The organism is Crossiella cryophila (assembly GCF_014204915.1).
GTDB lineage: Bacteria > Actinomycetota > Actinomycetes > Mycobacteriales > Pseudonocardiaceae > Crossiella > Crossiella cryophila.
In genome coordinates this window covers 1,551,411-1,570,061 of sequence record NZ_JACHMH010000001.1, presented here as the reverse complement: position 1 = coordinate 1,570,061, position 18,651 = coordinate 1,551,411, and the positions used below count along the sequence as shown (strand labels likewise).

Below are 18,651 nucleotides of genomic sequence, written 5' to 3'. Positions count from 1 at the left end.
TGCTACAACGCCTGCCCGAAGGCCATCGCCCCCGACCCACCCTGGGAGAACCCGGTCACCAGCAACCGCCGGTCCACCGCGATCCCCTGCCGCCGCACCAGCGTCCGGGCCGCGCGCACCGCGTCGGCGCTCGCGGTGATCAGCGGGCCGTTCTGCATGTACGGGTGGTACCCCGCGCCCTGCCCCAGCCCCAGGTAGTCCGGCGCGACCGCCAGGTTCCCGGCCGAGGCGAACAGGTAGCTGGTCGCCCGGTCCCCGCTCTCGGCCCGCACCGATGCCTGCTCACCCCGGTAGACCTGGGTGCCGTGCAACCAGGTGACCGCGTTCAGCTCCCGCCCCGCTCCCCGCGGCACCGCCACCAGCCCGGTCGCCGTGGTGGGTTTCCCTTGCGCGTCAACGGTTTTGTACTCGATCCGGAACCCGTCCACCCCGCGGGTGGCCAGCGGCGAGGACAGGTTGAACCTGGCCAGGTACCCCGGCATCGCCGTCGCCTCGACCCCACCGACCGAGGTCGCCGACAACAGCGTCCCCCGGCCCGATTCGCCTGCCTGCGCCGCCATCGGCAGCCCGGCCAGCACGACCGCCGCGCCGACCGCGGCGACCGCCTTCACCCCAGTGATCTTCATACGCCCAGCCTGCCGGGCCACTCCGGCGCGCACACCAGGTCTGAGCCCCCGAACCGCCTGGGGACTTTCCCCTACCTGGGCCGGGGTTTTGCCGCCAGTTCCTTGCCGAAGGCGTCGATGAACTCGTTGCTGAGGAAGCCCGCGGTGCCGCTGGTGAGGTTGCGCTCGACGGCCTCGAAGACGACCACGTCGTTGTTGGCGGCCAGCCGGCCCGAGCGCGCCGGATCCTTGACCGCGTGGCCGTAGTGGTAGGCGGTGAAGTTGGCCAGCGCGGCGTGCAGGTACCGGCCGGTGGACTCCAGGAACGAGTCGCCGAAGATCATCACCTGGCCGCCGACCACACCGGGGATCTCCTTGGAGGTCACCCGCTCCGGCTCGGTGAACTTGCTGTCCAGCGACTTCACCCGGTCCTCGGCGCCGTCCGGGCGGATCTCGTACCGGAACCCGGCCACCTTGCCCCGCTTGCCGGACATCAGCGCCAGGTCGCCTGGCCCGCTGTAGGGCACGCCGAGCGAGATCGACCAGGGCTTGGTGACCCCTGGGTTGAGCCGCTCGCTGAGTGAGCGCACCGCGGAGACCGCGCCTTCGTCACTCCAGTGCGTGTCGTCCTTGTGGTAGACCGGCCGTCCCAGCCGCTGCTTGGTCTCGTTCAGGATGGGCCGCAGGTCCAGCACGCCGGGTTCGACGCTGAACCGGTTCCAGAACGCGGTGCCAGCCGCGTTCGCGCAGTCCTTGCCGCCGTAGGCCTCCGGCAGGTAGCCCGGCTCCATGGTGCTCTTGTCCGGCGGGATCATCAGGATGAAGGCCCGGCCGGAGGACTCCACCACCGCACGCAGCTTGCGCAGCCGGAGGAGCACCTCGTCCAGCGGCTTGTCCGGCACGCACTTGGCCTGCATGTCCAGGCCGAAGTAGAGCCAGTCGTCCTTGCCCTGGATGACCTTGGTGAAGCCGGGCAGCACCGTCTGCTGGTCCACCGGGACCGGCTGGTCCGGCGCGTTCGGCTGCGGCTGCGGCGAGCTGGTCTGGTTGCCCGGCACCGGGCCCTGCTGCTGGCCGCGGTCCAGTGGGGCGGACTCGCCGAAGAGCCCCTCGCTGATCCCGTCGGCGGCGCGCACCGCGTCCTGCCGGAAGACCAGGTGGTCGGTGGCCCACTGGGACAGGCCGGTGAAGAAGCCCCAGCCGTCGCCCAGGCTCGGGAACTCCGCCAGCGGCCGGTTCTCGAACGCCTCCGGCCGGGCGCCCAGCACCCAGACCAGCAGCGGGGTCAGGAAGAAGATCCCGGCCGTGGTCAGCGCGGTGCGCTGGCGGTGGCCGTGCCGCGGCCGGTGCAGCGCGTGCTCACGGGGCAGCAGCGCCTCGTGCACGCCGGGCAGCCGGTGCTGCGGGTTGTCCTGGACACTCACCCGACCACGGTAACCGGCGGGCACGGTCGGTGTTCGCCGATCCACCCGGCCCGGTGTCCGGCCGGAAAATAGGAGGCCACGACCGGTCGCCGGAGTTAGCCTCGGCCAATGCTGCGTGGCGAGAAGGTCGTGCTCCGGCCCTGCACCAAGGAAGACATCGCGGTGCTCTTCGCCGAGCAACGCGCGGACGTGCCCGGTTTCATGCTCAGTTCCTCCGCCCCCTGGTTCCCGGTGCCGATGGAGACGGTGCTGGCCAGCTGGGAGCCGGTGGATGACCACTGGTCCAAACCGCTGCCCAAGAGCGCGACGTTCGCGATCGAGGAGAACGGGGAGCTGGCCGGGTCGGTGACGTTGTGGGCGATCGACTACCACCACCGCAACGGCGAGATCGGCATCGGGCTGCGGTCGGACTTCCGCGGCCGCGGGCTGTCCACCGACGCGCTGCGGGTGGTCTGCCACTACGCCTTCTTCGTGCTCGGGCTGCACCGGGTCCGGCTGGTCACCGGGGTGCGCAACGTGCCGATGCAGAAGGCGGCGCTGGCCGCCGGGTTCACCGAGGAGGGACGGCACCGCGAGGCGTGGTGGGAAGGGGACGGTTTCGCCGACGACGTGCACTACGGTCTGCTTGACCGAGAATGGCGGACCCTTCTTGCCCAACAACGAGTTCGGTGACTTCCAGACCCCGCTGACGCTGGCTCGCGCGGTGGTGGCCACGCTGCCGCCGCGGGACTACCGCAAGGTGCTGGAACCGACCTGCGGCACCGGCAGTTTCCTGGCCGCCGCGGCCGAACTGGGTGTGCCGCAACGGATCGGGGTGGAGATCCAGCCCGCGCACGCCGAACTGGCCAGGGCGCACGGTGACATCCGCGAGCAGTGCGTGTTCGGCCTGGACCTGGGCGCCGACCTGCCCTGGGTGGCCGGGGGCGAACTGCTGGTGCTGGGCAATCCGCCCTGGGTGACCATGGCCGATCTGACCCGGTTCGGGTCGGCGAACGTGCCGGTCAAGGCCAACACCAGGAACCGGCCGGGGATGGCCGCGCGCACCGGTGAGTCCAACTTCGACGTGGCCGAGTACATCTGGCAGAAGCTGCTCGGCGAACTGCGCGCGCACCGGCCGACCATCGCGCTGCTGTGCAAGACCCAGGTGGCCCGCAACATCCTCGGGCACTGCGCCGAGCAGGAGATCCCGGTCGAGGCGGCCACCCTGCGGCTGATCGACTCGCACCGCTGGTTCGGGGCCAACGTGGACGCCGGTCTGCTCACCCTCCGGCTCGGTGACACGCCAGGCGAGTACACCTGCGCGCTCTACGATTCCCTCGACGCGGCAACGCCTTCCCGGCATTTCGGCCTGGTCCGCGGCAAGCTGGTGGCCGATGTCGAGGCGTACGACCGGACCGCCGAGGCGGACGGGGCCTGCCAGCTGGAGTGGCGGCAGGGGGTCAAGCACGACGCCACCGCGGTGATGGAGCTGACCGGTCCGGCGCCGATCGAGGACGAGCACCTCTACCCGCTGCTCAAGAGTTCGGACCTGGTGCACGGCAACACCACCACCGCCCGGCGCAGGCTGGTGCTGCCGCAGCGCAGCCTCGGCGAGGACACCGCCGCGCTGGCCGGCACCGCGCCGAAGCTGTGGCGCTACCTGCTCGCGCACGCCGAGGCGCTGGACAACCGGCGGTCGGCGATCTACCGCGCCCGGCCGCGGTTCAGCGTGTTCGGCATCGGCGAGTACACCTTCGCGCCGTACAAGGTGGCCATCTCCGGGATGTACAAGAAGGTGGAGTTCCGGCTGGTCGCGCCAATCGGGGACCGGCCGGTGCTGCTGGATGACACCTGCTACTTCCTCTCCTGCGCCGACCTGGCCGAGGCCGCGGTGCTGACCGCGTTGCTGCGCGGCCGGACCACCGCGACCCTGTTGTCCGCGCTGGTGTTCTGGGACGCCAAGCGCCCGATCACCAAGAAGCTGCTGCAGCGGATCGACCTGGCCACCCTGCTCGGCACGGCCGGGCACCGGGCGCTGGCCGAGGCCGCGGCCAAGCTGACCATCGACCTGCCCGAGCAGGTGAGTCCGGCCGCCGCCCGGCGGGCCATCAAGGCGCTGACGGCCCGCTGGCGCGCGCTCAGCCGGTAGCCACGGTCACCGAGTCGATCAGCATCGGCCGGCCGGAGGCGGTGGCGGCGTTGGGATCCCCGGCCAGGCGGCCGCCGATGGCCACGTTGAGGATCAGGAAGAACCCGTGGTCGGTGGCCTGCCGCCAGGCCGGTTCGCCCACCCGGTCGCGGGTGATCGCGAAGGTCTGCCGCCCGTCCAGGTACCAGCGGATCTCGCCCTTGGCCTGGTCCAGTTCGATCGCGTACCGGTGGAAGTCCCGCTGGCAGTCCACACACGGGGTTTCCCCGCTGCCCAGGCCCATCGGCTCCTGGCACGGGCCGCCGGGCATCGCGCCGCAGTGGAAGGTGCCGAACACCGACTCGCGGCCGTTCACCGACTCCAGCACGTCGATCTCGCCGACGCCCGGCCAGCCGGTGTTGTCCCGCCGCACCCCGTCGCCGAGCAGCCAGAACGCCGGCCAGTACCCGGCGCCGTCGGCCTTGCCCACCTCGGGCAGCTTGAGCACCGCCTCCACCCGGAGCAGGCCGCCGGCGGGCGCGCGGAAGTCGGTGCGCCGGGATTCCAGCCTGCCCGAAGTCCACTGGCCGTTGGCCCGGATCGGGGTGATGGCCAGCTGTCCCTTGCCGTTGTGCCGCACGTTGTCGGTCGAGTCGGTCATGGTCTCGATCTCGCCGGTGCCCCACTGCGGGGCCGGGCAGCCAGGGTGGCAGGTGCCGGTGGCGTGCTGCCAGCGCTGCGGATCGGGTGCGGAGCCCTCCGGGCCGTCGAAGTCCTCGCGGAAGACCTGCTGCCACACCGGCGGCAGAAGTCCTTGGCGCTGAAGGGTTTTCTCCACCCGGCGACCGAGTAGCGCGACCGCGGTGGCGGTCAGGTGCGAATCGTCCCGGTAGAGCAGCACGCCCTGGCGCACCGCAGGGCAGCTCTCGCCGGGGCACAGCACCGCGTTCATGTCCACTGTGGACAGTCCGGCCCGGTTGACCAGTGGATCGGGCCGCAACGCCTGGCTGCGCGGGAAATCGCAGGCCGTCGGGTCCGCGGACACGCAGGCCGGGATGTCCTTGCCGGGCAACGGGGTGTCCCGCAGGTAGACCAGTGGCGCGCCGGTGGCGGCCAGCCGGTCCAGGCTGCGCTGCCAGGCCGCGGCGAGCAGCTCCTGGTCCGCGGTGTACTGGTTGAGCGAGGCCAGGAAGACCAGTTTCGGCCTGGTCCCGGCGACCTGGTCGAGGGTGTCCTTCCGCCAGGTGTCGCATTCGGTGTAGGCCCGGCCCAGGGTCGGGTTGTACACGGTCAGCTCAGGCAGCGGACAGCCCTGCTTGACCCGCACCCGCACCGCCCAGCCCCGCCGCTCGGCCAGCTGCCGGATCGCCGGAAACCATTGACTGGCATGGGAATCGCCGATCAGCAGCACCTGCGGCGCGGCCGGATCGCCGAAGAGGCACTCCGGCCCGGTCAGCTCGGCCGGGAACAGCTCGCAGCCCGGCACCGGCGGCACGTCGGCGCGGGCCAGGTCCACCGGCGGGGTCAGCCCGGGGGCCGGGCCGGTGAGCAGGTCGGGGCCGTCGGCGGCGGCCAGTGGCAGGGTGGCGGCCAGCTCGGTGATCCCGCCGCCCATCATCCGCTGCGCCGCACTGCCGGTCACCAGTCCGGCGGCCACCGGCAGCAGCACCGCGGTCACCCCGATGGCCAGCCCGCGCACCGGCAGTGCCGAGATGGTCGGGGAGAACCGCACCGGCCGCTCCACCAGTCTCGCGGTCAGCCAGGCCGGTCCGGCCGCGGCCAGCACCAGCGCCAGCTTCACCGGCCAGGCCAGCTCTCCGGCGACCGCCTCGGCGAAGACCAGCACCGGCCAGTGCCACAGGTACCAGGAGAAGGACAGCCGCCCCATCGCACGCATCGGCCTGGTGCTCAGGAAACCACCGATCCCGTTGCCCTGGGCCATGATCACCGCGACCGTGCCCAGCACCGGCAGCAGCGCGGCGGAGCCGGGGAAGGCGGTCGCCGAGCTGAACAGCACGGTGGCCGCACCGATCGCGCCCGCGCCCAGCAGCCCGAGCACCCAGCGCGCCAGTCCCGGCAACCGCAGCCAGGGCAGCGCGATCGCGGCCAGCGCGCCGAGGCCGAACTCCCAGGCGCGGGTCGGCGAACCCAGGTAGGCCAGGGGTTCCGAACTCGCCGTCCAGCGCACCGACAGCAGGAACGAGCCGACCGTCAGCAGCCCGATCACCCCGGCGATCACCGGCACCGCCGGCCGCCCGAGTTTGCGGGCCAGCACGGCCAGGCCGAGCAGCAGCGGCGCCCAGACCAGGTAGAACTGCTCCTCCACGCCCAGCGACCAGAAGTGCAGCACCGGACTGTGGTCGCGGGCCGCGGCCAGGTAGTCGGTCTGGTTGGCCACGAACCGCCAGTTCGCCAGGTTCAGCGCGCCGAAGAGCACGTCGTAGGCGACGTCCTTGGCCCGCAACGGCGGCAGCAGCAGCCAGCTCAGCAGCGCCACCACGACCAGCACCACCCCGGCCGCGGGCAGGATCCGCCGGGCCCGGCGCGCGTAGAACTCCTTGAGCGAGAAGCCGCCCGCGGTGCTGATGTCGGCCAGCAGCAAGCCGGTGATCAGGAACCCGGAGATGACGAAGAAGACGTCCACGCCGACGAACCCGCCGCCGAAGAACGGCACGCTCGCGTGGAAACCCAGCACGGTCAGCACGGCCACCGCGCGCAGACCCTCGATATCGCCCCGGCGGCCAGGGTGGTAACCCGTCATCACAGGATCCCGTCCACCAGACCGGAGGCGAGCAGCCCGAACACGCCCAGTGCCACCGTGATCGCCAGCAGTTCCGGCCAGCTCCGGTGCGCGGCCGTTGCCGCCCAACGGTTCCCGGCCCCGATCGGCTGCCGGTCCGGACGCCACAGCGAGTTCGCCAGGTCCACCAGCAACGGCACGCTCAGGTAGCCCTGCACCAGCAGATACCCCGCCAGCGCCCAGTAGTTCGCGATCCCATAGGCGAAAACCCCGGCGGCGAAACCGATCCAGCCCGCCAGCGTGGTGATTCCCAGCCAGGTGAAGGCGATCAGGCTCACCCGGCGCGCGAGTCCGCCACGCCCCTGGCTCACCCCGGTCGGCACCCAGCTCGCGCCGCGTCCGCGCAGCGTGTGCCAGACCGCGGCCGCACTGGCGAACCCGACCAGCTGGTGCGCCCGGATCACCTGCATGCTCCACCGGGTGCGGGAGACCGCCGGGATCAGCACCAGCCAGGTCCACACCGGCAGCAGGAACGGCAGCATGTGCCAGGGCCGGACCTCGCCTGGGGTGAGGGCCAGCATGATCAGTGGCGGCAGCGGCGCGGCGAAGACGTTCACCGCGGTCAGCAGGTAGCTGACCACGCCGTTCCAGTACGACAGCAGCAACCGGCGACCGGCGCCGACCCGCACCACCTCGCGTGCGGTGAGCAGGTGCAGGTTGCCCATGGCCCAGCGGTACTGCTGACTGACGAAGGCCGGCACGGTATCCGGGGACAACCCCTTGGCCAGCAATAACGGCAGGTACTGGGTCCGGTAGCCGCGGCCGAGCAGGGCCAGTCCGGTGTACATGTCCTCGCTGTGGTCCAGCTTGGCGAACCCGCCGACCTCCTCGATCGCGGCCCGCCGGTACATCGCGTTGCTGCCACAGCAGATCGCCGCGTCATTGGCGTCCCGGGAGGGCTGGATCCAGCGGAAGAACCACTCCTGCGCCGCGCCCGCGGCCCGCTGCAGCCAGTTCATCGAGGCGTCGGTGGCGAAGCACTGCGGGGTCTGCACGATGCCCACTCCCGCGTCCTCGAAGTAGGGCGCCAGGTGCACCAGCAGATCCGGCCGAGGGCAGAAGTCCGCGTCCAGGATGACGATCAGCTCACCGGCGGAGACGGTCAGCGCGTGGTTGAGGTTGCCGGCCTTCTTCAGGTGCCCGCGATCGGGCCGCACCACGTAGTCGAACCCGAACTCCGCGGCCAGCTCGCGCACCTCCCGGCGCGCCCCGTCATCGAGCACCCAGATCCGCAGCCGCCCGTCCCAGCCCAGCCGGGACACGTGCTCGTAGGCGTTGCGCAGCACCGGGATCGGCTCACCACAGGTCGGCAGGTACACATCCACACTCTGCAGCACCGCGGGCCGCCACACCCGGACCAGCAGATCGTGCTGATCCCGGCTGACCCGGCGCGGATTGCCGTTGTCCAGCAACGACATCACCACTCCGGCGACGTTGAGCACGAGCACCCCGAGGAAGACCCACAGCCAGGGCGTGCGCACCGAGAACTGGAACAACGCGACCGCGGTGAAGACGAAGGAGAGCGAGGACAGCACCAGCACCCAGCGCCGCTGCGGCCCGAAGTACCCGTACACCTCCTCGTCACCTGGTGGCCGCGGCAGCAGCGCGGCGGGGTCGGGCGGTAGGTCGGCGATCGTGGTCGGAACGGGGACGAGCGTGCTGTGCGACATGGTCTCTTCCGAAGCGATGGCGGCGGGTCCGGTGGGACCCAGCTCCGAATGGTATAGACCATTGAACGATTCAGAAAAATTCCCAACGTTGCTCGTGGCAGAGGTCACCGGGGCGAAAAGCTCGCGGTGTTCTTGCTCACCGCGGCCGGATCAGAACTGGTAATACAGGAACGGGGAGAAGGTGCCGGTGGCGACCAGGATCGCGGAGTAGGCCAGGCCGACGGTCAGCACCGTGATGCGCAGCGCGGTGGCCTGCGGCGAGCGCGTCGACTCCAGGTACGGGCCCAGCGGGCGGGCCGGCAGGAAGACGATCACCAGGGCCAGCAGCAGGAGCAGCAGGCGCTGGTTGGTCAGGGCGGCGGCGACGCTGTCGGTGAGGCCGGTGAAGTCCGGCAGGAACATGTTGCCCAGCATGGCGAACGCCGCGCCCAGGGTGGTGGACTTGAAGAAGATCCAGCCGATGATCACCAGCAGCAGGGTGAGCGCGCGGCGGCCGAGCTGGTGGCCGACAGAGGCAGGCGGGCGGTCCCAGCGGCGGGCGCGTTCGATCACCAGCAGGATGCCGTGGTAGACGCCCCAGACCAGGTAGGTCCAGTTCGCGCCGTGCCAGAAACCGGTCAGCACGAACACGATCGCCAGGTTCCGGTAGGTGTGCGCGGTGCCGTGCCGGTTGCCGCCGAGCGGGATGTAGACGTAGTCGCGGAACCACCGGGACAGCGACATGTGCCAGCGCCGCCAGAACTCGGTCACGGTGACCGAGGAGTACGGGCGGGCGAAGTTCTCCGGCAGCCGGAAGCCGAGCATCCGGCCGAGGCCGATGGCCATGTCGGAGTAGCCGGAGAAGTCGAAGTAGAGCTGCAGGGTGAAGCCCAGCGCGCCCAGCCAGGCGACCGCGAAGGTCATCTTGTCCGGCGGGGTGGCGAAGCAGGCGTCCACCATCGGCGCCAGCGAGTCCGCGATCACGACCTTCTTGGTCAGGCCGAGGGCGAAGCGCGGGAAGCCGCTGGCGATGTCGTCCAGCCGGTGCGTGCGCAGCTGCGGGAGCTGCTCGGAGATCTCCCGGTAGCGCACGATCGGACCGGCCGCGAGCTGCGGGAACATCGCGATGTAGGTGATGAAGGAGACCGGGTCGCGCAGTGCCGGCCGCTCACCGCGGTAGATGTCCACCACGTAGGAGATGTGGTGGAAGGTGAAGAAGGAGATGCCGATGACCAGCGTCAGGTGGGTCACCGGGAAGTCGCCGCCGAACAGCCTGGCCAGGCTAGCCAGTTGCTCGGTGGCGAAGCCCAGGTACTTCCAGACCAGCAGGATCGCCAGGTCGAAGCCGACCACGCCGATCAGCAGGTACCGGCGCCGCTTGGCCACCGGCTCCGGCTCGTGCTCCTTGGGCTGCAGCCACGGCCCGGCCAGGAAGTTGACCACGATGCAGGCCAGCAGCAACAGCGTGGACGAGCCGGACCCGGTGGCGTAGAAGACCAGGCTGGCCACCGCGATCACGCCGTTGCGCCAGGTTCGCGGCAGCACGAGCAACGCCGCCAGGGTGAGCGGCATGAAGTACCACAGGAACAGCGGGCTGACGAAGGACATCTCTACCTCGGGTCACGGTGCAGCCCGCTGACCCTATCGGAGCAACCAGGTCCGGATGGTCAGATCCGGCTTGCCGCCCGGCGGCGACGGGCGACCTCGGCCAGCACCACTCCGGCGGCCACCGAGGCGTTGAGCGATTCCACGCCCGGCGCCATCGGGATGCCGATGGTGGCGTCGCAGTGCTTCTTCACCAGGTGGGACAGGCCGCGGCCCTCGGAGCCGACCACGACCACCAGCGGACCGGTGGCCAGTTCCAGCTCGTCGATGTTCATGGTGGCGTCGGCGTCCAGGCCGACCACCATCAGGCCCGCGGTGGCCCAGTCCTTGAGCGTGCGGTTGAGGTTGACCGCGATGGCCACCGGCAGCCGGGCCGCGGTGCCCGCGCTGGTGCGCCAGGCGACGGCGGTCATGCTCGCGCTGCGCCGCTGCGGCACCACCACGCCGTGCGCGCCGAAGGCGGCCGCGGAGCGGATCACCGCACCCAGGTTGCGCGGGTCGGTCACCCCGTCCAGGGCCACCAGCAGCGGCGGCACGCCGGAGTCGCGGCCGATCTGCAGCAGGTCGTCCGGGTGGCTGTAGCTGAACGGCGGGATCTGCAGGGACATGCCCTGGTGCATGGCGCCGCCGGTGAGCTTGTCCAGCTCCGGCCGGGAGACCTCCAGCACCGAGATGCCCCGGTCGGCGGCCATCCGCACCGCCTCGGTCACCCGCTCGTCGGTCTCGATGCCCAGCGCCACGTACAGCGCCGTGGACGGCACCCCCGCACGCAGGCACTCCACCACCGGGTTGCGCCCGGCCACGTACTCGGAGTTGGTCGCCTCGCCCTTGCGCCGCGCCCTGGCCTGCTCGGCCTTGGTCGCCGCGGCGGCCTTGCGCGCGGCGGGGTGGTGCTCGCGCTCGGTGGCTCGCGGCGTGGGTCCCTTGCCCTGCAAGCCCTTCTTCCGCTGGCCGCCGGAGCCGACAACGGCGCCCTTCTTCGAGCCAGCGTTGCGCATGGCACCCTTGCGCCTGGAGTTTCCGGCCATGTTCTCAGCAGTCCTTCAATGTCCATAGTGGACCGGAGGCGGTGTCCTCTACCGCCACTCCGGCCGCGAGCAGTCGGTCGCGCAGCAGGTCCGCCGTTGCGAAGTCCCTGCCGGCCCGTGCCTTCTGCCGCTCTTCCAACAGTCCCTCGACCAGCGTGGTCAGCGCGGTGCGGGAGCCTTCGTCCACAGTGGACTCGACCTCCCACTGCTCCGACAACGGGTCGAGGCCAAGCAGCCCGGTCATCGCGCGCACCGAGGCGGCGATCTCACGGGCCTTCTCATCGTCACCGGCGTCGAGCGCGGCGTTGCCGTCCCGGACGCTGGTGTGCACCGTGGCGATGGCCGACGGTGTGCCGAGGTCCTCGTCCATGGCCGCCACGAAATCGCCGGGCAGCCCTTCCTCCCCGACGCAGCCGGTGCGCTGCACCACCCGCCGCAGGAAGCCCTCGATCCGCCGGTACCCGGCCACCGCGTCGTGCAGGGCGTGCTCGGAGTACTCGATGGTGGACCGGTAGTGCGGGGTGACCAGGTAGTAGCGCAGCTCGGGCGCGCGCACCCGCTGCAGCATCTCCGGGATGGTCACCGTGTTGCCGAGCGACTTCGACATCTTCTCGCCGCTCATGGTCACCCAGGCGTTGTGCATCCAGTACTGGGCGAAGCCGTCCCCGGCCGCCCGCGACTGGGCCTGCTCGTTCTCGTGGTGCGGGAAGACCAGGTCCACCCCGCCGCCGTGGATGTCGAACTCCGGCCCGAGGTAGGCGGTGACCATGGCCGAGCACTCCAGGTGCCAGCCGGGACGGCCCCGGCCCCACGGCGTCGGCCAGGACGGCTCGCCGGGCTTGGCCGCCTTCCACAGCGTGAAGTCGCGCGGGTCGCGCTTGCCGGTGGCCGCGGACTCGCCCTGCTGCACCTCGTCCAGCTTCTGCCCGGACAGCGCGCCGTACTCGGGGAAGGAGGCCACAGCGAAGTACACGTCGCCGGCCGCCGCGTAGGCGTGGCCGCGCTCGATCAGCCGGTCCATCAGCTCGATCATCTGCGGCACGTGCCCGGTGGCCCTCGGCTCGACCGAGGCCGGCAGGCAGCCCAGCGCGTCGTAGGCGGAGATGAAGGCACGCTCGTGCGTGGCCGCCCACTCCCACCACGGCCTGCCGTGCTCGGCGGCCTTGGCCAGGATCTTGTCGTCGATGTCGGTGACATTGCGCACCAGCGTGACGTCGTCGCCATCGCGCGCCAGCCAGCGGCGCAGCACGTCGAAGTTCAGCCCGCTGCGCACGTGCCCGATGTGCGGCACGCCCTGCACCGTGGCCCCACAGACGTAGATCGACGCAGCCCCAGACCGGAGCGGGTGGAATTCCCGCATGCTCCTGGTAGCGGTGTCATGAAGTCGGAGAGCCACCCATCAAGGGTACGGGTTCGGCGAACGTGCTATTGACCAGCCCACCCACCGGGATTTCAGTTTCCACCACTCGGCGCTGTGGCCTACGCCGGAAGCAGGCCGTGCTCCCGCAGGACGGACCGCAGCGCGTCCGGGCGTTCGATGGTAGGCAGCGGCGGCACCAGCGCGAAGGCGCAGCCGATCGCCGTGGCCCCGCCGTCGGCCTCCTGGCTGTCGCCGATCATGAGCACCTCGGCCGGGTCCAGGCCGAGCCGGGCGCAGCCGGTGCGGAACAGCTCCGGGTCCGGCTTGACCCGCCCCTCCACGTAGGAGAGCACGTACTCATCGGGCAGGCCGGCCACCCCGTGCCGGTCGAAGACGGTGCGGATGTCCCAGGCGATGTTGCTCAGCACGCCGACCGGGTAACCGGCGGCCTTGAGTTCGCCCAGCACCGCGGCGGTGTCCGGGTATGCCTGCCAGGAGGCGGGCTCGAGCAGCCGGTCGTAGACCTTGCCGGCCAGCGCGGCGTCCGGCACCCCGATGTTGGCCAGCGCGGCCAGGTGCACCTCGCGGTGCAGGTCGGGGTCCAGGTCCCGGCGGTCCCACGCCTCGTGCAGCTCCGGCGGCAGGCCCTCGAGCCGTCCGGTGGGCGCGGTGAGCTGCCGCAGCAGGTCGGCGGCCGCGGCGTCGTCCATCAGGCCGTCCAGCCAGTTGTCGCCCAGTTCGAGCCGGAACAACGTGCCGGAGAAGTCGAAGAGCACCCCGCGAATGGTCACGGGCCCGACGTTAACCCAGAGACCCAACCGTGATCACACCTTCGTGGCGAAACGAACAGCGACGATGCGCGATCTCATGATCGAACCCAAGGAGGCCAACGGATGAACACCGTCCACAATGGACTACGCAGGCACCTGCTCGCCCTCGCCCTCGGCGCCCTGCTGGCCGCGGGCGCCACCCTGGCCTACCCGGCCGCCGCCGAACCCCAGCCGACGCCGGTGGCCGAACCACTCAGCCGGTGAGTTCCACGTCCCTGGTCTCCGGCAGCCCCAGCACGCACAGCAGGCTGAGCACCGCGGCCGCCGCGACGTAGATCCCGACCGCCCCCGGCCCGAAGTCCGCGGCCAGCGCCGCCGCCACGGTCGGCGCCAGCGCGCCACCGGCCACCCCACCGAGGTTGTAGGCGAAGGAGGACGCGGAGTAGCGGAACCTGGTGTCGAACAGCTCGGGCAGGAACGCGCCCAGCGGCCCGTAGACCAGGCCCATCGCACCCAGCGCCAGTGCCAGCGCCACCCCGGCCAGTACCACGCTGCCGCTGCCCAGCAGTGGGAAGAGCAACAGTCCGGCCAGCACCGAGAACGAGGTCCCGAAGATCAGCACCGGTTTGCGCCCATAGGCGTCGGCCGCCCTGGCGGAGACGATCGTGCCCAGGGCGAGGGCCCAGATGGTGATGATGGACAGGATCAGCATGGTGTTGCGCGAGTACCCGAGCACGGTGGTGCCGTAGGAGAGGCAGAACGTGGTCGCGGTGTAGAAGAGCACGTAACAGATGACGATCACGCCGCCACCCAGCACCAGCCGCCGCGGCGCCCGCCGGAACATCTCCACCAGCGGCATGGACGCCCGCTCCTGTTTGTCCACCAGCTCGGTGAACACCGGCGTCTCGGCGATCCGCAACCGCACGAACAACCCGACCACCACCAGCACCGCCGAGGCCAGGAACGGCACCCGCCAGCCCCACTCCCGGAACGCCGCGTCGTCCAGCAACGCCGAGAGCAGCAGGAACGACCCACTGGCCGCGAAGAACCCGACCGAGGGCCCCAGCTGCGGAAACGCCGCGTACCAGCCCCGCTTGCCCTTGGGCGCGTGCTCGGTGGCCAGCAACGCCGCCCCACCCCACTCCCCACCAAGCCCCAGCCCCTGCAGGAACCGGAACACCACCAGCAGCACCGGCGCCAGCACCCCGATCTCCGCCGCCCCCGGCAACAACCCGATCGCCACCGTCGCCAACCCCATCGTCAGCAACGACGCGACCAGCATCGACTTCCGCCCCACCCGGTCCCCGAAGTGCCCGAACAGCAACGAGCCCAGCGGCCTGGCCACGAAGGCCACCGCGAAGGTGGAGAACGCGGCCAGGGTGCCGACCACCGGGGAGAGGTCGGGGAAGAAGGTGGCGTTGAGCACCAGCGCGGCCGCGGTGCCGTAGATGTAGAAGTCGTAGAACTCGATCGCGGTGCCGATGAAACTGGCGAGGGCGATCCGGGTCATCCCGTTTGACCTGGGCATATACCGAGCCTGAGCCACCGGCTCGTGATCGTCAATCCTACGATCGATCATGTCAGGCCGTCCTCAGGCCGTCTGGAGTTCCGAGGCCGTCCCGGAGGCCGGATCGCCCGCCGGATCGAGCCCTGTGACCTCAAGGCGCGACGCCAAGCGGCGCGCGGCGGGTGGTCGCGCTGGCTCGCCGGGCGCACCCATCCGGGCACGGCCGCCATCCGCTCCGCTGCGGCGGCCGACCCGCCGCTGCGCCCGGCGACCCGGCACCTCCCGGCCGACACCAGCAGCCGCGCGCCGCCCAAAGAAGCCACTCGCGCGCTACTCCAGGCCGTGACGATCGCCGGGTGGTCATCTTGCCTGGCTGGTTCCGGCGATCGACGCCCGCCGACGCTGCGCGCCGACGGCCAATGATTCCCGTGGCCGGTCAGCACCAACGATGGCCGCCACACTCGCTGCCGCTGAAACCACCGAGCAGGTCCGGGAGATGGCTCAGCAACCAGGCCAGCAGGACAAGGCCGAAAAACCCGACCACGGCCAGGACGGCCAGCAGCAGGAGGTAGACCAACAGCGCCAGCCAACACGGCCACTCTTCGACGCTCGGGAGGCGGCGCCGAGGACGGCGATGCCGAGTTCCCTGGGCGGGTTTTCTGACCGTCACGCTGGCTTGATCGGTCCCCAGGGCTGGTTCGTGTCCCCCGTAGACATAACTGAGCCAGTTGGAGACTCAAGCGTTACCGCACCCCTCCCGTAAGGCGCAGAGGTCGGCACGGGGCTCAAACGATCAGGTCGTGCCAGGCCGTCTCCAGGCCGTCTGACGTCGATTTCGGCCGGAACACGATGGAACGCGACGCTGAAGAACCAGCAGGTCAGAGCCGGTTGTCTAGGCTATAGGCGCTGGTCGGCCAGAGGCGGGAGAAGTTGTCGTAGAACTCGATCGCGGTGCCGATGAAGCTGGCGAGGGCGATCCGGGTCATCCCGTTTGACCTGGTCACACGGGGCAGCCTGGTACCGGCGCGAGTGATCGTCAATCCTTCGATCGATCATGTCAGGCTGTCCGGGGCGGGGAGGCGATCGGCGTGACAACCCGGGTCGACGACGCCGACCAGCTGCACCGCGTCCTGCACACCGCCCAGGCCCTGTTGCTCGATTTCGACGGCCCGGTGTGCTCCGTCTTCTCCGGTTTCCCCGCGCCCGTGGTCGCCGACCAGCTCCGCGAACTGCTGGCAGCCGGTGGCCACACCGACCTACCCGCATCCGGCGATCCGTTCGACGTGCTACGCCACGCCGCCGTCCTCGGCCCCGAGGCGGCCCACCGCGTGGAGGCCGCGTTGCGCGCCCACGAGGCCAAGGCGACCGGCAACGCCGAGCCAACCCCAGGCGCCGTCGACCTCATCAGCGCCTGGAGACAGACCGGTCGCCCGCTCGCGATCGTCAGCAACAACTCGGCCGCAGCCATCGAGAGCTATCTCGGTCTGCATGGCCTGCACCGCGACATCGACGCCATTTCCGCACGTGCCCAGCCGGACCCGGCTCTGTTGAAGCCGAACCCGCACCTGGTCGACGCGGCCGCCGCGATGCTGGGCGTCCCGATCGGGGAGTGCGTGCTCGTCGGGGACTCGGTTACCGACATCGAGGCAGCCCACGCCGCTGGAGCCCGCACGATCGGCTATGCGAACAAGCCCGGCAAGGATGCCCGGCTCGCCAAGGCCGGAGCGGACGCGATCAGTGGCGCCATGTCCCAGATCGCCCGCTGCGTGGGCGTGGGCACGTGACCGGGCGACGCTGAAGAACCAGCAGGTCAGGGCCGATTGCCGAGGCTTTCTGAGCTGGTTGGTCCAGGGCGGGAGAAGTTGTTCTGGAACTCGATCTTGGTGCCAATGAGGCTGGCTGTTGATCGTCAACCCTTCGAGCGATCGAGCCGGGCCGTGCTGACCCTCCGTACCGGCGATCCTGAGGGCGAAGCCGAAAGCGTGGTGCTGAACACGCTCCGTGGTGAGCTGCACGAACGGGCAACAACCCTGGCACCCCAACAGACTTACCGGTCGGTAAGGCGTAATCACACGGACAGTAGTTCGATCAACACGGTGTGCCGATGGACACACCGAGAGAGCTAACAGTCCGATAAAGCCTTTGGATACAAGCTTCCCTGTTCAATCACGGAGCGAGACCGTCGATATCAGGGATGCTCCGAAAGAGTGGTGTGATCGGGGAAGGGGCGCGACATGGTGAACGCTCTGCTACCACTTTTCGTGATTTTGCCGGTTTTGCTGAGTGTTGTGGATCTTGTGTGGCACTCGAAGAAGCTGCGCGCGAATCTGGCTCGGCGGCAGGCTCGGAAGGCCACCAGGGAGATCAGGGAGCGTCGGCTACCGGCGCCACGTGCGTGCCGGGCGGCGGCGACCGCGCGGCGGATCCAGCAGGCCCGGCTGCCAGTCACCCGGTCCGGGGCCATCTTGATCACCACGCGGGCCGCGTCCGGGGTGTCCGCCGGGCTGTAGCGCCTTGAGAAAGGTCACATCGGGAGGAACACCCGGGAGTGCCGGGTAGTTCCTTTTGTGCTGTCCGGATCCGGACAGCCGGGTCAGGCGCGGTAGATGAGGGCGGTGGCCACCGCGGCGATGCCCTCGCCGCGGCCGGTCAGGCCCAGGCCGTCGGTGGTGGTGCCGGAGACCGCGACGTCGCCGCCGGCAGCCTCGGAGAGCACCTTCTGGGCCTCGTCCCTGCGCTTGCCGATGCGCGGGGCGTTGCCGATCACCTGCACCACCGCGTTGCCCAGCTGCCAGCCGTCCTCGGCCAGCAGGTCGCGGACGTGGGCGAGCAGTTCCACGCCGTGCGCGCCGGACCAGCGGGGGTCGCCGGTGCCGAAGACCGCGCCCAGGTCGCCCTTGCCCGCGGCGGAGAGCAGGGCGTCGCACAGGGCGTGTGAGGCCACGTCGCCGTCGGAGTGACCGGCGCAGCCGTCCACGCCCTCCCACAGCAGGCCAGCCATCCAGCAGTCGCGGCCGGGCTCGATCGGGTGCACATCGGTGCCGACTCCGACACGCGGCGGGATCACGCCTTGCCCTCCACAGCTTGGGTGCGCGCGGCCAGCAGGGCGTTGGCCACGGTGAGGTCGAACGGGGTGGTGACCTTCATCGCATCGGCGTGGCCGGGCACGGTGTGCACCGGGATGCCGATGCGCTCGACCAGGCCGGCGTCGTCGGTGGCGGCCACACCGTCGGCCAGCGCGGCCTCGTGGGCGCGGCGCAGCACGTCGACGGCGAAGCCTTGGGGGGTCTGCACGGCACGCAGGGTGGTCCGGTCGGGCGTGGCGCGAACCACACCTTCGGCATCGACCTGCTTGATCGTGTCGGCCACGGGAAGGGCCGGGATGACCGCCTTGGCGCCCGCTCGCACTGCTTCGACCACCGCGGCGGTCAACTCCGGCGGGGTGAAGGCGCGGGCCGCGTCGTGCACGAGCACGACCTCGGCGTCCGGGACGATCTCCAGCGCGGCGTCCAGGGCCAGCTTGACTGATTCGGAACGCTCGGCGCCTCCGACAACGACGTGCACCGCCGCACCGACAGAAGCCAGTGCGGCGGTCACGACGTCAACCTCGGAGCGTGGTGCGGCGACGACGACCTGCTGGACACAGCCCGAACGCCACAACCCACGTACCGCGTGTACCAATAACGGCTCGCCGCCGACTTCGACGAGGGCCTTCGGCACACCGGCACCGAGCCGCTCACCTCGCCCGGCAGCGGGCACGAGCGCGACAACACTCATGGCAGCGGCGGTGTCTTCT

General features: G+C 70.5%; 17 protein-coding genes. 4 read left to right on the top strand and 13 right to left on the bottom strand.

The window, feature by feature from the left end:
• Positions 1-2: 2 nt before the first annotated feature.
• Both HNR67_RS07465 and HNR67_RS45565 read right to left on the bottom strand, forming a co-directional pair.
• Entirely contained in the window at positions 3-626 is a 624-nt protein-coding gene (locus tag HNR67_RS07465; RefSeq protein ID WP_185001343.1) for an alpha/beta hydrolase family protein, read from the bottom strand.
• A 71-nt stretch (positions 627-697) separates the two neighbouring features.
• Positions 698-2,029 (bottom strand): alginate O-acetyltransferase AlgX-related protein, encoded by a 1,332-nt coding sequence (locus tag HNR67_RS45565; RefSeq protein WP_185001342.1) that lies wholly within the window; start codon positions 2,027-2,029, stop codon positions 698-700.
• 108 nt (positions 2,030-2,137) lie between these two features.
• Here HNR67_RS45565 and HNR67_RS07455 point away from each other — a divergent pair, with 108 nt between their 5' ends.
• Positions 2,138-2,701: a GNAT family N-acetyltransferase gene (locus tag HNR67_RS07455; protein ID WP_185001341.1), complete on the top strand. Its 564-nt coding sequence runs from the start codon at positions 2,138-2,140 to the stop codon at positions 2,699-2,701.
• Complete coding sequence (locus HNR67_RS07450; RefSeq protein ID WP_185001340.1) at positions 2,679-4,157, top strand: SAM-dependent DNA methyltransferase; 1,479 nt, start codon at positions 2,679-2,681, stop codon at positions 4,155-4,157. Before HNR67_RS07455 ends, HNR67_RS07450 begins: the two co-directional genes overlap by 23 nt.
• On the opposite strand, the gene HNR67_RS07445 is transcribed toward HNR67_RS07450, so the two are convergent.
• The 6 genes from HNR67_RS07445 to HNR67_RS07420 all read right to left on the bottom strand — a co-directional run bounded on the left by HNR67_RS07445 (position 4,147) and on the right by HNR67_RS07420 (position 13,369).
• Entirely contained in the window at positions 4,147-6,897 is a 2,751-nt protein-coding gene (locus tag HNR67_RS07445; RefSeq protein ID WP_221489799.1) for an SGNH hydrolase domain-containing protein, read from the bottom strand. The two genes, HNR67_RS07450 and HNR67_RS07445, sit on opposite strands and share 11 nt — an antisense overlap.
• A complete protein-coding gene (locus HNR67_RS07440) occupies positions 6,897-8,606 on the bottom strand; it encodes a glycosyltransferase family 2 protein (protein ID WP_185001338.1) in 1,710 nt (569 codons plus the stop codon). Before HNR67_RS07440 ends, HNR67_RS07445 begins: the two co-directional genes overlap by 1 nt.
• A gap of 150 nt (positions 8,607-8,756) precedes the next feature.
• Positions 8,757-10,193, bottom strand: coding sequence for an MBOAT family O-acyltransferase (locus tag HNR67_RS07435; RefSeq protein ID WP_185001337.1), 1,437 nt, complete (start codon positions 10,191-10,193; stop codon positions 8,757-8,759).
• Positions 10,194-10,252: 59 nt separating this feature from the next.
• Entirely contained in the window at positions 10,253-11,218 is a 966-nt protein-coding gene (gene rlmB, locus HNR67_RS07430; RefSeq protein WP_185001336.1) for a 23S rRNA (guanosine(2251)-2'-O)-methyltransferase RlmB, read from the bottom strand.
• A 4-nt stretch (positions 11,219-11,222) separates the two neighbouring features.
• Positions 11,223-12,614, bottom strand: coding sequence for a cysteine--tRNA ligase (gene cysS, locus HNR67_RS07425; RefSeq protein ID WP_185001335.1), 1,392 nt, complete (start codon positions 12,612-12,614; stop codon positions 11,223-11,225).
• Positions 12,615-12,697: 83 nt separating this feature from the next.
• The gene (locus HNR67_RS07420; protein ID WP_185001334.1) at positions 12,698-13,369 is read right to left on the bottom strand and encodes an HAD family hydrolase; all 672 of its coding nucleotides are present in this window, start codon (positions 13,367-13,369) and stop codon (positions 12,698-12,700) included.
• A gap of 102 nt (positions 13,370-13,471) precedes the next feature.
• Between HNR67_RS07420 and HNR67_RS07415 the strand changes: the two genes are divergently transcribed.
• Positions 13,472-13,612 carry a hypothetical protein gene (locus tag HNR67_RS07415; RefSeq protein ID WP_185001333.1) on the top strand — a complete coding sequence of 47 codons (141 nt, stop codon included), beginning with the start codon at positions 13,472-13,474 and terminating at the stop codon, positions 13,610-13,612.
• On the opposite strand, the gene HNR67_RS07410 is transcribed toward HNR67_RS07415, so the two are convergent.
• The 3 genes from HNR67_RS07410 to HNR67_RS45560 form a co-directional block, all read right to left on the bottom strand.
• Positions 13,602-14,876, bottom strand: coding sequence for an MFS transporter (locus tag HNR67_RS07410; RefSeq protein ID WP_246492474.1), 1,275 nt, complete (start codon positions 14,874-14,876; stop codon positions 13,602-13,604). The genes HNR67_RS07415 and HNR67_RS07410 overlap by 11 nt on opposite strands.
• A gap of 415 nt (positions 14,877-15,291) precedes the next feature.
• On the bottom strand, positions 15,292-15,432 hold the full coding sequence (locus HNR67_RS07405) for a hypothetical protein (RefSeq protein WP_185001331.1): 141 nt from the start codon (positions 15,430-15,432) through the stop codon (positions 15,292-15,294).
• 301 nt (positions 15,433-15,733) lie between these two features.
• A complete protein-coding gene (locus tag HNR67_RS45560; RefSeq protein ID WP_281403229.1) occupies positions 15,734-15,859 on the bottom strand; it encodes a hypothetical protein in 126 nt (41 codons plus the stop codon).
• 84 nt (positions 15,860-15,943) lie between these two features.
• Between HNR67_RS45560 and HNR67_RS07400 the strand changes: the two genes are divergently transcribed.
• Positions 15,944-16,639, top strand: coding sequence for an HAD family hydrolase (locus HNR67_RS07400; protein WP_312986689.1), 696 nt, complete (start codon positions 15,944-15,946; stop codon positions 16,637-16,639).
• Positions 16,640-17,448: 809 nt separating this feature from the next.
• Here HNR67_RS07400 and ispF read toward each other — a convergent pair.
• Together ispF and ispD are read right to left on the bottom strand one after the other, a co-directional pair.
• Positions 17,449-17,919 (bottom strand): 2-C-methyl-D-erythritol 2,4-cyclodiphosphate synthase, encoded by a 471-nt coding sequence (gene ispF / locus HNR67_RS07395; protein WP_185010299.1) that lies wholly within the window; start codon positions 17,917-17,919, stop codon positions 17,449-17,451.
• The gene (ispD, locus tag HNR67_RS07390; protein ID WP_185001330.1) at positions 17,919-18,632 is read right to left on the bottom strand and encodes a 2-C-methyl-D-erythritol 4-phosphate cytidylyltransferase; all 714 of its coding nucleotides are present in this window, start codon (positions 18,630-18,632) and stop codon (positions 17,919-17,921) included. Before ispD ends, ispF begins: the two co-directional genes overlap by 1 nt.
• Positions 18,633-18,651 lie beyond the last annotated feature (19 nt).

Coding starts and splice junctions, on each gene's coding strand:
- HNR67_RS07455 (WP_185001341.1), top strand. CDS start 2,138: ATGCTGCGTGGCGAGAAGGTCGTGCTCCGGCCCTGCACCAAGGAAGAC.
- ispD (WP_185001330.1), bottom strand. CDS start 18,632: ATGAGTGTTGTCGCGCTCGTGCCCGCTGCCGGGCGAGGTGAGCGGCTC.
- HNR67_RS07440 (WP_185001338.1), bottom strand. CDS start 8,606: ATGTCGCACAGCACGCTCGTCCCCGTTCCGACCACGATCGCCGACCTA.
- HNR67_RS07435 (WP_185001337.1), bottom strand. CDS start 10,193: ATGTCCTTCGTCAGCCCGCTGTTCCTGTGGTACTTCATGCCGCTCACC.
- HNR67_RS07445 (WP_221489799.1), bottom strand. CDS start 6,897: ATGACGGGTTACCACCCTGGCCGCCGGGGCGATATCGAGGGTCTGCGC.
- HNR67_RS07415 (WP_185001333.1), top strand. CDS start 13,472: ATGAACACCGTCCACAATGGACTACGCAGGCACCTGCTCGCCCTCGCC.
- rlmB (WP_185001336.1), bottom strand. CDS start 11,218: ATGGCCGGAAACTCCAGGCGCAAGGGTGCCATGCGCAACGCTGGCTCG.
- HNR67_RS07465 (WP_185001343.1), bottom strand. CDS start 626: ATGAAGATCACTGGGGTGAAGGCGGTCGCCGCGGTCGGCGCGGCGGTC.
- HNR67_RS07410 (WP_246492474.1), bottom strand. CDS start 14,876: ATGCCCAGGTCAAACGGGATGACCCGGATCGCCCTCGCCAGTTTCATC.